Source organism: Trueperella sp. LYQ143, from assembly GCF_046599595.1.
GTDB lineage: Bacteria > Actinomycetota > Actinomycetes > Actinomycetales > Actinomycetaceae > Trueperella.
The window spans coordinates 1-14291 of record NZ_JBKIWR010000010.1 but is presented as its reverse complement, the minus strand read 5'-3'; the positions used below and the strand labels follow the sequence as shown (position 1 = coordinate 14291).

Annotated in this window: 7 protein-coding genes; 5 read left to right on the top strand and 2 right to left on the bottom strand. The window is 53.9% G+C overall.

The window, feature by feature from the left end; translation table 11 throughout:
• Positions 1–92 precede the first annotated feature (92 nt).
• From ACLHIL_RS04930 to ACLHIL_RS04920, 3 genes are all read left to right on the top strand, one after another.
• Entirely contained in the window at positions 93–2744 is a 2652-nt protein-coding gene (locus tag ACLHIL_RS04930; RefSeq protein WP_411296841.1) for a helix-turn-helix domain-containing protein, read from the top strand.
• 1113 nt (positions 2745–3857) lie between these two features.
• Positions 3858–3986 (top strand): hypothetical protein, encoded by a 129-nt coding sequence (locus tag ACLHIL_RS04925; protein WP_411296840.1) that lies wholly within the window; start codon positions 3858–3860, stop codon positions 3984–3986.
• An 833-nt stretch (positions 3987–4819) separates the two neighbouring features.
• A complete protein-coding gene (locus ACLHIL_RS04920) occupies positions 4820–5914 on the top strand; it encodes a TDT family transporter (protein ID WP_411296839.1) in 1095 nt (364 codons plus the stop codon).
• 422 nt (positions 5915–6336) lie between these two features.
• On the opposite strand, the gene ACLHIL_RS04915 is transcribed toward ACLHIL_RS04920, so the two are convergent.
• Positions 6337–6867, bottom strand: coding sequence for a phosphoribosyltransferase (locus ACLHIL_RS04915; protein ID WP_411296838.1), 531 nt, complete (start codon positions 6865–6867; stop codon positions 6337–6339).
• A 250-nt stretch (positions 6868–7117) separates the two neighbouring features.
• Here ACLHIL_RS04915 and ACLHIL_RS04910 point away from each other — a divergent pair, with 250 nt between their 5' ends.
• Both ACLHIL_RS04910 and ACLHIL_RS04905 read left to right on the top strand, forming a co-directional pair.
• Positions 7118–8461 carry a hypothetical protein gene (locus ACLHIL_RS04910; RefSeq protein ID WP_411296837.1) on the top strand — a complete coding sequence of 448 codons (1344 nt, stop codon included), beginning with the start codon at positions 7118–7120 and terminating at the stop codon, positions 8459–8461.
• A 1247-nt stretch (positions 8462–9708) separates the two neighbouring features.
• Positions 9709–10917, top strand: a complete 1209-nt coding sequence (locus ACLHIL_RS04905; RefSeq protein WP_411296836.1) for an MFS transporter — start codon at positions 9709–9711, stop codon at positions 10915–10917.
• A 211-nt stretch (positions 10918–11128) separates the two neighbouring features.
• Here the strand turns inward: ACLHIL_RS04905 and ACLHIL_RS04900 are convergent, their stop codons facing one another.
• Positions 11129–13900 carry a DEAD/DEAH box helicase family protein gene (locus ACLHIL_RS04900; protein WP_411296835.1) on the bottom strand — a complete coding sequence of 924 codons (2772 nt, stop codon included), beginning with the start codon at positions 13898–13900 and terminating at the stop codon, positions 11129–11131.
• Positions 13901–14291: the final 391 nt, after the last annotated feature.

Below are 14291 nucleotides of genomic sequence, written 5' to 3'. Positions count from 1 at the left end.
GCAGATGCACAGCGTTCCGGTGTGAAACACAAGTTCGAAACCCCAAGTCGTATTAAGGGGCAGGTATTATCATTTTTTCTTACAATGAAGCTATGACAGCAGCAAGTGACCAGCGCCCAATCAACGGTGAATTCTCCGAATACTCCGACGTGATTGACGCACATATCGTGGCCACCGTCAGTGAGATCGTTGCACGGCGTACTGCACCCATCGTCGCCCAGCAGCCCATTGCGGTATTTTGTGCCCCGCCAGAGTATCAACCATTAGCACTCGCCCGGGCGGTGATGCGCAATCTATACCAAGACGATCCGCGTATCTATCGGCTATCGCAATCACACCCAGATATGCTCGTCGCAGCCATGCATGATGGCCCACTGATCCTGGTATGCGATACGCTCTGCCAGAAATCAGAAAACCCCGCCGACCCTAGCCAAAAAACTGAGAAAGCCTCGGCTTCCGATAGCTCTCATCCGGCAATGTCTCTCGAAGATGCCTACCGCGTCCTCAATACCCAATCCTTACAGCCGCAACTGCAAGTCATCCTCGTCGTGCCCTCCGATAGCGGATTACCGGAAACAGATATTCGCCTGTCATGGGCGATGACGATCGGGCATCGAGATATGACGATGCTCCCCAGCGAACTCGGTGAAATATCGGCCTTAGCACACGCCGACGATGGGGTGCGCTACGCCATTTTGCGTTCCACGGGCGGTGTAATGGCATTCGTTGCGGCTCTGCTCCAGGATGACCTCGCTGGCGAGCGGCGCGGTGAGATGGTGTCGTCAACAAATCTTGTTGTTCCGGCGGCAACCTCCATGCGAGTATGCCGACAGATTAGCTGTGATGAACCTGCGCCGACGGTTGCCGTCATCGCACAAGGGTGGGCTGAACGGGTATTGCCACTGTTCCTCACTGATGAGCTGCGGTTTTTGTACCTGTGGCTGGGGCGAGTTTCTACCCAATCTTCAACCCTGATCGCCAGCCAGATCTACCAGCGTGAGGTAAACACCGAGCAGATCCAACAGGTCTATCGCGGTAGCGTATTTACGGAAGTCAGCTCGAATACCTTTGCCGTCCCGTACTTCCTCTGTAAGGAATTGCAACGGCAATTCATGCACGAAAATCCCCACGAGTGCTCCCATTGGGAACGAAAGGTTTTGGCGGCTCTCAACCATCCGCAGTTGAGTGCGCTGGAGAGCGTTCGCGTGCTGACCACCCTGCATTCCTGGTCTGAGCTGGAACGTGTGATTCGCACTAGCGCATACGTCCTTATTGCCTTATCAGATGGGGAGCGGCGCTGGCTGAGTGTGTTGTGGCCAGAGCACGTCCCCTCGCAGTTGCAGTGCATTAACCAGGCGCGAAGCATTATCGAACAGTCAACTGAAGCGGAACAGCAAAACGGGCAATACTATACAGATGTTCCGCCGCTTGTGCGCTTACTCAGTATCGCCAACCCGCCGGTGCCATCCTTAGCAGCAGAAGCTAAACAGCAGTTGAAAGCGGTTTTTTCCGCGAAAGCGAACCGAGGGCTGGCTGCGGTGAGTGTGCATCTAGAAAAGCGTTACGAATGGTTGGATTATGACGCGATTGTGACCAAGATGCGCCCGCGCCATCCTGACGACATCATCTTGTACATCATGTTGTTGGTGTATTCCGCAGTATCAGCAGTATCTGTTGGGAATATGGCGATTGCGCAAAAATATGCGCGCACGGCGCTGCGAGTCCATGATCTCGATGTGCTCGGTGGAGAGTTGCAGGCGGAGGCTGGTCTGCTCATTCATTCCTTAGCTGCTTTTGTTGCTGTTGAAGCGGGGGCAATTGACGTCGCGCAAAGTTATTCGCAAAGTGGCTGGCGTAAATTTACTGCGTATATGAATCCGGGTCAGCAGACGCGGCGTTTGATTGAGATTGCCCAGCATGAGATCGCCTGTGCGAACGGGACTGTTTCTCATGATCCGGCTGTTCATCCTGAGGCTGTGGAGACGACGTTTTCTGCGCAGGCGATGTGTGCTGAAGCGACCCGTCTGGCTTTGGTTTTTGGCATGAACACTGCCTGGGAGTATCTGACGATGTGCCGCACTTACGTCACGTGGTCAACTGCTCCATCCTGGATTTGGTGGCCGATTGACTATATGCGTGCCATTGTGGCGTGCCGGATTGGGCGCATTGCGGTTGCCGAATCCATTGTGGAACGCTACGAGATGCCTGCCGAGGTGGAATTGGTTTTGCAGGCAGTTATCGCTGAAGCAAAAGGGCAAGCTGAGGTGGCTCACGATCTTGCACAGACGTTGATCTCTCTCGATAATCTGCCGCGCCGCTGGAGTTTTGTGGCGTTGGGCGTCATGATCGGGACGAACCCGGCCGCTGATGATAAACAAAAACTTCAGGCGTTAATGGGGGCAGTGAATTGGGATACCTCGCTCAGTAGCGTGTGTATGTTCTCTGATGCGGCAAAGGAGCGCGTCTCGTCCGCCATCCAACCCTCAGTGCGGGAAGATCTCGTCGGGCTATCGGGCGTGAAAACGGATGGTATTTCGAAGAAGGTGGAGCTGACTGCGCGGCAGCGGGAGGTTCTGGCGTTATTGGATTCTTCCGATACGCTTGCGGATATTGCGGCTGGGCAATACGTTTCCGTGGAGACGATTCGCTCAACGGTTAAGGGGATTTACCGTAAGCTCGGGGTTCACGATCGGCGTTCGGCTGTGGCGATGGGGCGCTTGATGCACCTGATTGACGCGGTGTGAGCCGGTGCAGGTTGGCTCAGTGTTAGCCGGTGGCAGAGTGGCTCGGTTTGCTTTCTCTCGCTGGCGCTGGTTGCGGGTAGAGGTGTTATTTCCTGCCTATCCGTTAGTGGGCGCTGATATATCTGGGATCAGTGGGATACGCTGACGAGCGTCTGGATTGCTGGTGTTGGATCGGTAAAAGGGTATGTGCTCATGCGCGGGCAATGTTCGTTGGTTTCGCGTGAGGTATGGCAACGGTTTTGCGGGTGTGAATGTGGAATTAGCAGGCGCGCTAATTATGTAGCTATGTTGGTGTTGATGCCAGCTAATGGCGGTGCACTACTGTGCTAGTACTGGCGCTTGCTGCTGCTGGTAGCTCGTTTTGACCGTCAGTATGCATACTCGTCAAGGCCCGGAGCTGTAACTGCGCGGTGATACCGGGCTGAGTGCCGATCGGTTTCAGGCACGCAATAACGTGACTTATGGGGTGCTTTTGGGTGAATCGGCGGGTGAAGTTCGGGTGATTTTTACGTGTGAACCGTCGGGTAAAGATGGGGCGCTGTGGGTAGGTTCTGGCAAATAATGCCACCTTTTACTGGGTCTACCTGGTAAAAGGCGCTATATTGCTGTGTTTGCACACGCATATATGGGTAGAAAACGGTGAGGGTGATCGCGGGTGATCTCTTGATTTATATGGGATAACTGCCGAATTATTTTCTATCTTCGATCTCCCCCCCCCGAGAAAGCCCTCATGGGGACGGGCGGTATGAAAGCCAAAAAATGGCTGCTACCACGTCAAATGCTCTCTTGATACGCTCAAGGTGTCGCAGGCAGTGGACCTGGGGAACGCCGAATTCTCACGTTCACCACCCGACACCGGAGATGCAACTTCTACGAAGAATTCTGCGAAGAACGACTCGATGATGTTTCACCACACGGCGATGTCAGCATGAGGATGAGCACGGGAGGGATGTTATGACGGCATTTAAGCAGTCTCTCACGTGCCTATCCACTCCTAATACTCTGCAACGTCTAATCACATCATGCAGCACATCGCGTAGCTGGTTGGATCGCGTCAGTTGTGGCGACTCTAGCGTTGAGAGGAGCGCTAGGGCGTCTGTACTCACCACTAATATGTCTGGATCGCGCACGCTCACCAGCACGATCTGGGACATCCCTCAAGATGGGATTCCGGTTGGATCAACAGCTCCTACTGGATCGGTCGGAATGCCATCATTCCGTGTGGTCGTGAATACGACATGACGGGATTCGCTCTGCTTATCGGTGATGATGAGGAGAGCACATCCCGCGCTGTGCGCCAAATTCAACGCAATTATATTTGGCGCACAGCTCACGGGCAGCCGACGGACCCCGAGCGGGGCTCGACTGGTGTGCCAGGGCTATGGGTGTATCTGGGTATAGGCTCTACAGCAACCACGCAATTGTGTGGGGAAGTCTCAGATATTCGCAGGTCATTGGTGCTGATCGCGTGGTTGGATAGTTTTTGCGATGGAGGCCAGTTGTTCCGCTTGGGGCCTCGGCGTATTTACCCCCTGATATAGCTGATGAGGCGTGAGCCGGTAAGCTATTTTTGGATAGCTGTTTGTGGTTGGTCTGGTTGCTGTTTTGATTTAGGGGTCTGGCTATTGTTTTATGCCCGATGATTGCGGGTTTTGTGATTGCTATGAAGATTCCCGCCTACTATCTGGGTATCGGGGAGTTCGGTTAGAAAGCGTTTTCTCGAAACTGTGCACGATAGCCGTTTGCCTGATAATGCGCCTACTCTTGTGGGTAGCATTTTGATTGTGGCTGGGTCTGATAGCTTATACCCCCTCCCTAGTCGCAGCCCCTATTCCTACCAGAAAATTGGGCACGTGGCGGGGATAAGTGTCAGCAGATAGACATATCTGCGCTTCTGATGGCAAAAGACCGGCGAGTATAATTCTTCGGGGCGCATAGCGTGACATCGGCTCAATACTATGCCTCGGCGTAACTGATTTTGCCGAATCCGGCAGATAGTGGCTAATGCTCGGGGTAACTCCGCCGTAAACTCGCACGAAGCCCCTTTTCCGTGATACTGGCAAGGACGAAACACAATGGCAAAATCCTATGCAACACAAGCAACGAAACCGCAGAAGGCATCCCCGCTTCCGCCTCCTAGCCCGACGTGGTATCCGGCGGCAATGGGTACGGGAATCTTAGGTACGCTCCTGCAGATTCACCATGAGTATGTGCCTGGCGCTCAGATTGTTGCTCGGATCGCCCTCATTGTGGGGTGGCTGGTGTTGACGTCACTGACAGCGGGCTTCCTCATTCGGATTGCTCGCTCCCGCAAGGCCTTGTGGTCAACGTTCCGCGATTCGAACCAGTGCGCGATGTGGGGAACCGTCTCAATGGGCTTTTTAGCGGTCGGCTCTGCCACCGCCACGGTAGTGCCGGCATGGTTTACGTCCTTGACCCACCTGGCTTGGAGCGTCAACGTAGTGCTGTGGATTATCGGCACGACGATTGGCGTTGTGGCCGCCCTGCTATTTGCTATGCGGCTCGTCGGCAGTGATTTAGGTGCGCCGACGACGGTATGGGGATTAGCGGTTGTCGGTCCAATGGTTTCTTCCACGACGGGGGCGGCTCTCGTTCCACATATCGGCAATGCCGAGGCGCGAGTGTGGCTCCTCGTTGGAACGGTGGCATGTTTCTTCTTGTCGCTGTGTGTGGGCACGGTGATTTTTGCGGTGGCTTATCATCATCATTGGCGAATCTCTCCAGTAGCGCTGGCTGCTTCGTGTAGCTCCTGGATTCCTTTGGGTATGGTGGGTCAGTCAACGGCTGCCGCGCAGGCAATGGCTTCTCAGGCGATTACGATGGTCGATGATTCCACGGCTCATGCGGTGCAGCAAATGGCGAATCTGTACGGTTTGGGAATGTTCTGTGTGGGTGTGCCTTTGGTACTATGGGCGACGATAACCACGGTGCGAGGTTTCCTGCGTCGGATGCCATTTTCTCCTGGCTGGTGGGCACTAACCTTCCCTATCGGCACGTTATCCCTTGGCGCACATAACCTCGGTGCGGGAACTGGCGTCGGGTTCTTTACTGCGCTGGGCGTCATCGCGAACCTCGTTTTGTTTGGCACGGTCTGCTTCTGCCTGTGCTGTTCGCTGGTCATGATTAAGCGTCGGGGTATGGCGTTCTAGGCCGGTTTAGCGTGGGTAAGCGGCTTGCGATAAGACACAATACAAGAGCCGCGTATCGCCGATATTGCTGTGCATACAGCTCAGCGCGATTCCGCGTGGCTTGATAACGGCTAATCAGGAGTTCAATGCTGCTCTCAGGTCAGTGATACCCGATTGTTAGGTGCCTGGGAGGTAGTTGCGGGCGGCGCGCGAGGGAAGTTGGTGCGCATATCTACGGCAGACAGCAGATATGCATCTCGCGTAAGGTTTTCCCAGGGTTTGCCTAGCGGAAAATGAAACGCGGCTTTTGTATGATGGGGCGTCGTTCATGCACGCAAATGGCTGTTATGTTCTCCGTCGGTATATAGCATCTGCATTGGAAGTACGCCATATTGAACGTGCTATCCGTATGGGAGTTACAGCCAGATATTGGCACATAGGTTCTAACGCTCAATGGGCGGCAAGGTAGACCACGGAAAATTAATCCACAGATCGGTGTGCCGCCAGGTGTAGTCCGGTTTAATAATGGAGCGCGATTTTTCGTAGATCACGGCACAGCGCGCATCAACGGGTATGCATTGCTGCCCGTCTAGCGATAATCCGCGCGTGCTGATGAGATCCATGACGAGTTGAAGGGTTTTCCCGGAATCGGCCACATCATCAACGACGAGAACCCGTTGGCCAGCGAGGGAGCTGACGTCCATAAGCGGGGGAAGTAATACGGGTTCAGGCAGTGTTTGCGCAATATCCGTATAGAATTCGACGTTCATCGTCCCGATGGCTTTGATCCCCATTGCGTAGGCGATAGCGCCAGCGGGGAGTAGCCCGCCGCGAGCGATAGCGACAACAAAATCAGGAATCCATCCGGAGGTGATAACTGTTTGAGCAAGTTCGCGCATGGCCTGCCCAAACGTCGGCCAATCTAAGGTTTCGCGAGATGGTGTTGAGGTATCGCCGAGAGCAGGATGTTCCATGGTTGTATCGTCTTTCGCGGTATGAGCGGGCGAATGGCGCGGTGATGTGCCTATGGATGTCAGTCTACCGTGAGCTGTTCGGAACTGTTGTGATAAAGGCGGCAGAATTTGGCCTGTGCGTCCACATAATCAGCGGAAATGGAGATTAGGGGGGGGGAGGAGAGGAGCTAGTGGAAAATAATCTATTCTTCGCGAAACAGCCGGTACAATCGGCATTAACTACTCATCACGCATTTTAGAGGAGTTTACAATGAGATTTTGCCTACGAGGGAGGATTGCTGCCAGCCTTGCGGCACTGTGTGCGCTGGCAGCATGTTCGTCGTCACCAGAGGGATCTTCGAGCAGCCCAGAGTCGGAAAACGGCGCTAGTGAAACCACGAGTTCGCTACAGAGCGCGTTTACGCACATTGACCTGGATCTGAATGCTACCTACGATTTCCCGAAACCATTTGCCGAGGCGACCACTTTCGGTTCTCCGTTGCGCGCGAGCCTGCAAGGCTTTTGGTTTTTCTACTACAGCAATATTGATATTGCGGTAGAGCATTCCCTCACCGGAAAGAAAGATCTAAAGACGCTTCCGGTTGATTTAGTAAAAGAGCGCAAAGATCCCAGCCTGGCGTGGTTCTACGATGGTGTTGATGAGGATAAGGAACCCGCGTTAGAGATTGCTAATACGGAGGACGTCACCGTCGGTGATTATGACACGGTGTATTTTGAATCGACGCCGCAGAGCATCGAGAACTTCTTGGGAGATAAATACAGCCGGACGATCATCGGTTACAACTTCATGTTTGACGGCAAGGCCGTTTCGGTATCCTCTACGTGGATCGATCCCGCCTCGATTACTGATGAGAGCCAGAAAGAGGGGATTCCCGGCAAAGACGATGTGAAAGCCGCATTGCGCCACGTGGTATTGACGATGAAGCCCTATGACGGGAAATCCAGCTTTGCGGATCTGAAATCCAATTTGCGCGACGTTATTGATGATGGCAAAACGGTTTCGGCGGATAAGTGGGGATCGAAAGTGCTGGGCGTCAATATGCCGTCGAACCACACCATTAACTTCGGTTTAGGTAATGAGCTTAGGCACGAGGAATCGTTCTTTGTGATCGGCCCAGATAAGGGGGATTACAACGGGGATCCGGCAACGATCATTGATCTTATCTTCAAGCCAAAGATGATTACTGGCGTGTTGGGCGAGACGGTTCCGGCGCTATCAGAGGATCTCTTATTCGTAAACTGGGATAAGAATGAGGCTGGGCAATGGGAGTTGCGATCGAATTATGATCGCAAGGATCTAGGCAAGGTGACGGTTAATGGTCACGAGTTCAATACCTACCTGATTCAGCAGCAGTACAAGCAGCAGTCGATATCGGGCAATAGCTATTACATGGCAACGGCTGATATTGACGGAGTGCCGGTGGTGTACGTGTTCCAGCCGACGGTTGGAAGGTGGAGTGAGGATATGGGTGATCCGTTCAAGCTCCGCGATGATATGGCTGGGACGGTTGAACGTCTGGGGAAGACCTGGCTGTTAAGCGTCAATATGTATGACTCTGAGGACGCGGCATACGATCACGTCTCCTTCTTCTAAATCGGGAGACGGGCAATGGGGTGGCGCCGTAGTTCGCGTGTGTGAACGGCGTGGCTGCCCTATTGCCTTCCCGCTACGATTACCGAGGCGTGTACTAGCGAGTGCAAGGATATGTAATCCAGTATTTTGGTGTGCCTCCTACCTAGGTATGCGTTTAAGCGCGTAATAAGAAGTCCGGCTACCGAAGCGGTAGCCGGACTTCTCACTGTATCTAGATGGTATCTTGTCTGTTCTTTTTAGTGCGGAAGTACCCTATTACCAGGAAAATTATCCCAATAATGGCAAGTGTTGCTCCGCTAGCAATAATAGGTGGGAGATGGAGAAACAGGGCAATGATCATGGACGTTAGCCCGCAGGAAAGGACTGGGACCCCTAGCCGGATAAACCAGCTCGTTCCTTTAGGATATGAGGTGCTTGTTAGCCAGTTCAAAGGTCGTCACCTGCCTTATTAATTTTGTACCCAATTAGATGAGGACTGGTGCGGAATGTTACTTCTACACATGGTTCTCTGTTAGTCCGGCTCCATACGTGATATAAGTGCGGTTTGCACCTCAGGAGCTGTGCGGCGATAAAAGCTCTTTTCTCATAGGCACTCCTTGCCGGCTATTTTGTGACGCGGGGCATATCAAGTCTATAGCCTGAGGAGAACTTCTGTGCCATATTTAGGGGCATATATTCCGCTGTATTCCGTCATGTTATGCCATTACATATTTTTCTCCGTGGCGAGAAGTTAAAGTTTCGCATGGCTATCACTGTGCCTGCGCGGTTGCCACCATATTTAACTCGCGTGGATGGCTTGTGCTCGGGTTTATGGAGCTATATTCAAAGCGAGAAGGGCTGGCATGGGATTCGCAAAGCCCGTGAAACCTCTTGGAAAGCCCCTGCTTGTAATCTGGAACCGGCTTATATATCACGTGGAAAGCCACCCAAAATACAATCTGGAAAAGGTGTAAACACAATTTAGGAAGCGCCCTGCCCTGCGCAGCTTGTCGTATTAAAAATACCGACGCGAGGAAACTCTCGATCTCGCGCGCGTCTGCAGGTAGGAATAAAAATTTCTGTGAATCGCTTGCCGGTGAGTGATTTCTGTGCAAAAATCAGGAATTCGGCAATCAGCGGTAACTTTTTGTTAGCTATAAAGTAATAGCTGGTAATAGCCACTAATAACGGGCTCATGCGAGAGTCGTACCGAAAATAATGGGCAGCGAAATAACAGCACATCACAGACAGCACGTGACGAGGATGGTATGAGAGCAACTGGATCAGAAAACGTATGGCGGGGGCACTTCTCTAGATTTTTCCTTGGGCGAGTTGTGGATCTCGCGGGCAGTTCGATGACCTCAGTGGCAATCGGATTAAGCGTCCTACAAACCACGGATTCTCCGCGTTCCATGGGCCTCGTCTTGGCAGCAAACGTATTTCCCACTCTTGTTTTCATGCTGGTTGGCGGGGTAATTGCGGATCGCTGGGAGCGTGGGCGCATCCTCGTGGTGACCTGCCTGTTATCCGCCGTCACTCAAGGGGCGATGGCTGCGATTCTGTTTTCTGGGCGGTTCAACCTCGGGCTAATGTCTGCTTGCGCCGCGCTGAGCGGAATGATTGGAGCCTTTAACGGGCCAGCCTTACGCGGTATTGTTCCCGATCTCGTCGCGTCTGAACAGGTACACCAGGCCAATGCCCTACTAGCAACCGCCCGCAATGCCACGCGAATTATTGGGCCAGCGCTCGCGGGCGCTCTGGTGGCCAGTATTGGCGGTGGCTGGGCGCTAACGATTGACGCGATAAGTTTCCTCCTGGCTGGCCTATGCTTTTGGGGATTGCCGACGGTTTCTCGGGCGAAAAATCCCGCCGGAATTGGGCGCAGTCTTATCGAGGGCTGGTCCACATTCTGTTCTATGCGATGGGTGTGGACGCTATCTATCGCCTATGCCGTCATTAACTTGCTGTATGTTGGTCCGTGGCAAGTGCTTGGACCGGACGTATTGCGTCAACGCCACGGCATTGGGATCTGGGGCGTGATTTTATCGGTGCGAGCTGTCGCCCAGTTGGTTGCCAGCGTGCTACTCGTCAGGATTTCTTTCCGCAATCCGTTGCTCGTGGGGCTGCTCCTTGGAACAGCAGTTGGTTTTCCACTCATTGCCCTGGGCGTCACGGATTCGCTTGTGGTGGTTATCCCGATGGTGATTATGAGTGCGGTTGGGCTCACCGTATCGGGAATTACCTACGAGACGACTTTGCAAACGCACGTCTCGCGCGACAAGCTCTCTCGAGTGGCGGCCTATGACGATCTTTTCGTCTTTTTATCTGTTCCGATCTCTCAGATTGCGGTGGGATGGGTTGGCACAGTGTTTGATATTCACACCGTGTTATTGGCCAGCGGGATCGGATTAGTTATCCTGCACATTCTTCCGGCGATCTCCCGCGAGGTGCGCACCATAAGCCGTGTGGATAAATAGCAAGATGCGCATACGGGTTCCTCGCGCGTCGCTGGTAATCCAGCAGGCTGCCACCGCCACTATGCCGTATGCACGTAGTGCTATATTCACGTGCCTCCCCGTCGAAAACCGTTATCACCAGCAAATATGCCAGCATCCGCTAAGCCCTTAGGGCTAGCGTGAGGTACTGGGCGCCTCAACTAATGAGCTGCTGAGCTACTGGATTACTGAGTTACTGTGGGGTCACCTCGCGAACCATCCGCATAAGCTGGGTGGCGATATTACTGGCGCAATACCGTCGGGCGCGGATAAGGGCAGCCCTACCGGCATCGGTGCGAAGATACGTTGCCTGCATCGCTATCCCTTGGCGGCGCAAATGGGCGAGAAACAGATCAACATATTCGCGTTTCGTCCCTAAAATATCGGGTACGGCTTGGCAGAAAAATGTGCGGTACCGGATGCCCTGATGTGTCAAGCTGAGAAGATAGCGAGGATTACCAATCGGCCCATATAGCTGTTCTAAGGCGCGGGCGCATAACAGCCGCTCTGCAATCGTGCCGCCAACAACGAAAGCGCAGGTATTGGTTACCGCGATGTCGAGATCATAGGAGCTGACGAGCTGGCTTTCTTTTAAGGTCTGAATAAGCGCGTGAGATTGCCGGCGCAAGCGCTGATGTGGATCTAATGTATGGGTCATGACGTACCAGCGCAATAGGGAAACCCCAGCAAAAGCAATGGCACATACGAGCATGACGACCATACATACGGTGGAGGATCGAACAAAGCGGGTTGTCTGCGTGGCGAGGAAAAGGAGTGCGCTGGCGATCAGACCAAAAATGACCTCTACATAGTTCACGATGCCAACTCGAATCCGTGGAGTAAATTCACAGCGAATCCGCATAAGTAATGACGGTAATTGCACCCCACCAGCGCTCCCCAAGGCCTGATACCACTGTTGGGCCATCGCCTTACGATTCTGTGCGCGGGCAAGCATGGTGTTATTTTCTTTGGTGATGTTGCGATACGTCGTGGAGAGATCGCTGGCAAAGCAGCGCTGGATGCCAGATTCGATACGTGGTTCAACGACGTGTGGGGCAACGAAAGTGGTGAATCGGGAGGCAAGGGAAGAAATCTCAGGGGAGGACCACACCGCATCGGAGGTGTCGCGGTGCCCGAAGAGTTCTGCCATCCGGTTAGTTGGTAGCTGGCAGCTGGCAATATGCCAAATATTGGCGGTTTTCTCCGAGCTGCCAGCAGAGCGGATAACTCGACCGCGCATCTGATTCGTCAGCATAAAGGCGCGAATCTTCGTCGCTAAAATAGCAGCATTAGCGTGTGGAGCATCCCATCCTTCCCCCAGGAGAGCGGCAGTTCCGATAAGCCCAATGAGCAGCCCAGATTCAAAAGCGTGAGTGATACATCGAACGGAACCGCGCGTCCCGGAAGCAAAAGTGATCTGTACGTATCCTGCTTTAAGGGGCGTGACCTTCGAGATTACCTCCTGGTAGTGTGCGGCGATAATGTTCAGAGCATTGAGGATTGACTCGGGAACAATGACCACCGATCCAGTTAGCACTCCTAGTGGGGCGTCGTGTGGGAGTCTGCGTCGGATTTTCTCAAAAATGGGGATAACGCCATTGTGCAGGAGTGGCTCGTCAGTGCCGATTGCTTTGCTGTAGCTGGCCTGAATGTGATCGGCTAACACCACCAGGCGCAGGTTTGATCCTAGGGCGGCGTATTCGGCCTGGGCAATATCGGCGCTGGCCCGCAATAACGTGGCTGAGGAGGTGAGAATACGGGCAATGTCCTTATCGTGGGGATTGGTGATCGTGGTTCCAGATAGTAGGCGTTCAGCTCGGAGTGCCTCAACAACAGATTGGTACGTCTCTTCACGGAATAGATGTGGATGCGAAATGACGAACTGCAAGGCGTTCGCTTGTGGAAGCTGGCGGTTATCTGGCTGAAAGAAAGAGTAGAGGCGGGGCGGGATGTCAAAACCGGCGGCATAGAGCAGATTGACGAGGTGCAACAAGCTATCTTCGTCATCAAGTGCCTCGTTGAATGCGCTATCCGTTTCCAGGGCGCGGGTCAATTCTTCCATTATGTGCGCAAGAAGGCCGCGTTTTATAACGGTTTCCAATGCGCGGTCGTTTGGCTGGTGCAGGGCGGCTATCTGGGCGGATTCTTCTATGCTGGGTTGGGTGACGTAGATGTAATCCTGGTGCGGGCATAGATCGCCGGTGGCGACCAGTTCTGGGGTGGAGATTTCTTCGTCAATTGGTCCACATAAGTCAATGTATTTTCCCCATTCACTGACGGTGGAGTCATAGGGCGGGGTGGCGGTGAGGGATATGGTTGTCACGTCTTTCAGAGCAGATCGAAAGGCGATGAGGCAGCGATGCCATGCGGAGCGCAAGTGATGAGCTTCGTCTAAGCACAGGGTGTGGATGCCGGCGTCGCGCATGGCGGCAACGACGTCAAGATCAGCAAAATCCTCTCCGGTTTCGGGATCTTGTGAGCGGGTAAATGCGCTGTAGAGACTCTGATAGGTGACGACGGTTAGCGTCCGAGGGTGGTGTAGATCGGTGGAGCACAGCTCGTTTGGCGTGGGGAGGTCATGTGTTGTGCTCGGGTCTACGTGCTCGGATGGGCACGATGTGGGGTAACTGACGCAGGAGAGCGTTGAGGAATCGGCAGGCCCAGGCAGGGTGGATGAGGAATGGCTGGCTGTAGCGTGAGTATTGGAGGGCTGGGCGGCAAAATGGGTGCGGAAGCGTTCAATCCATTGGTCGCGAATGGCGATAGTAGGGGCGATGACGAGGGCTGGCTGGTTGAGTCGGCAGATCATCTCTAGGCCGAGGATGGTTTTTCCAGATCCCGGCGCGGCCACCACGTGGATGCGTTTATCAGCGAGAAGTTGGGGTATGCGATCGAGGACCCGCTGCTGATAATTGCGAAATGTTCCCGTGAATTGGTAGGAACGAGAGGTGCTGGAGAAAGCCATGTATGTATATTACGCGGTGCAATAACGAGGTACTTCGTCTGGGATGGCTGGCTGTTTTTACCAGGCTGAGGGGAAGGGCGGGGCGGTGAGAAAAGCTGCGCACTGTTTGGCTGGTTATGCTCCTATCGGATTGTGTGAGGCTGCGAGTAGCTCCGTTGCCTGGCAGTACTATCTGGGGTTTTACCGACGTATGAGCGCCGAGGAGTCAGTGTTCAAGGCTAGGACAGGGTGCGATTTTCCTATCTCATCGGCGTAGCGCGCCGGATTCTGCTGTTACGGTTTCTGTTGCTTTTACACATGTCGTGGGGGGGGGGGGGGGGGGGGGGGGGGGGGGGGGGGGGGGGGGGGGGGGGGGGGGGGGGAGGGGGGGGAGGGGGGGGGGGGGAGGGGA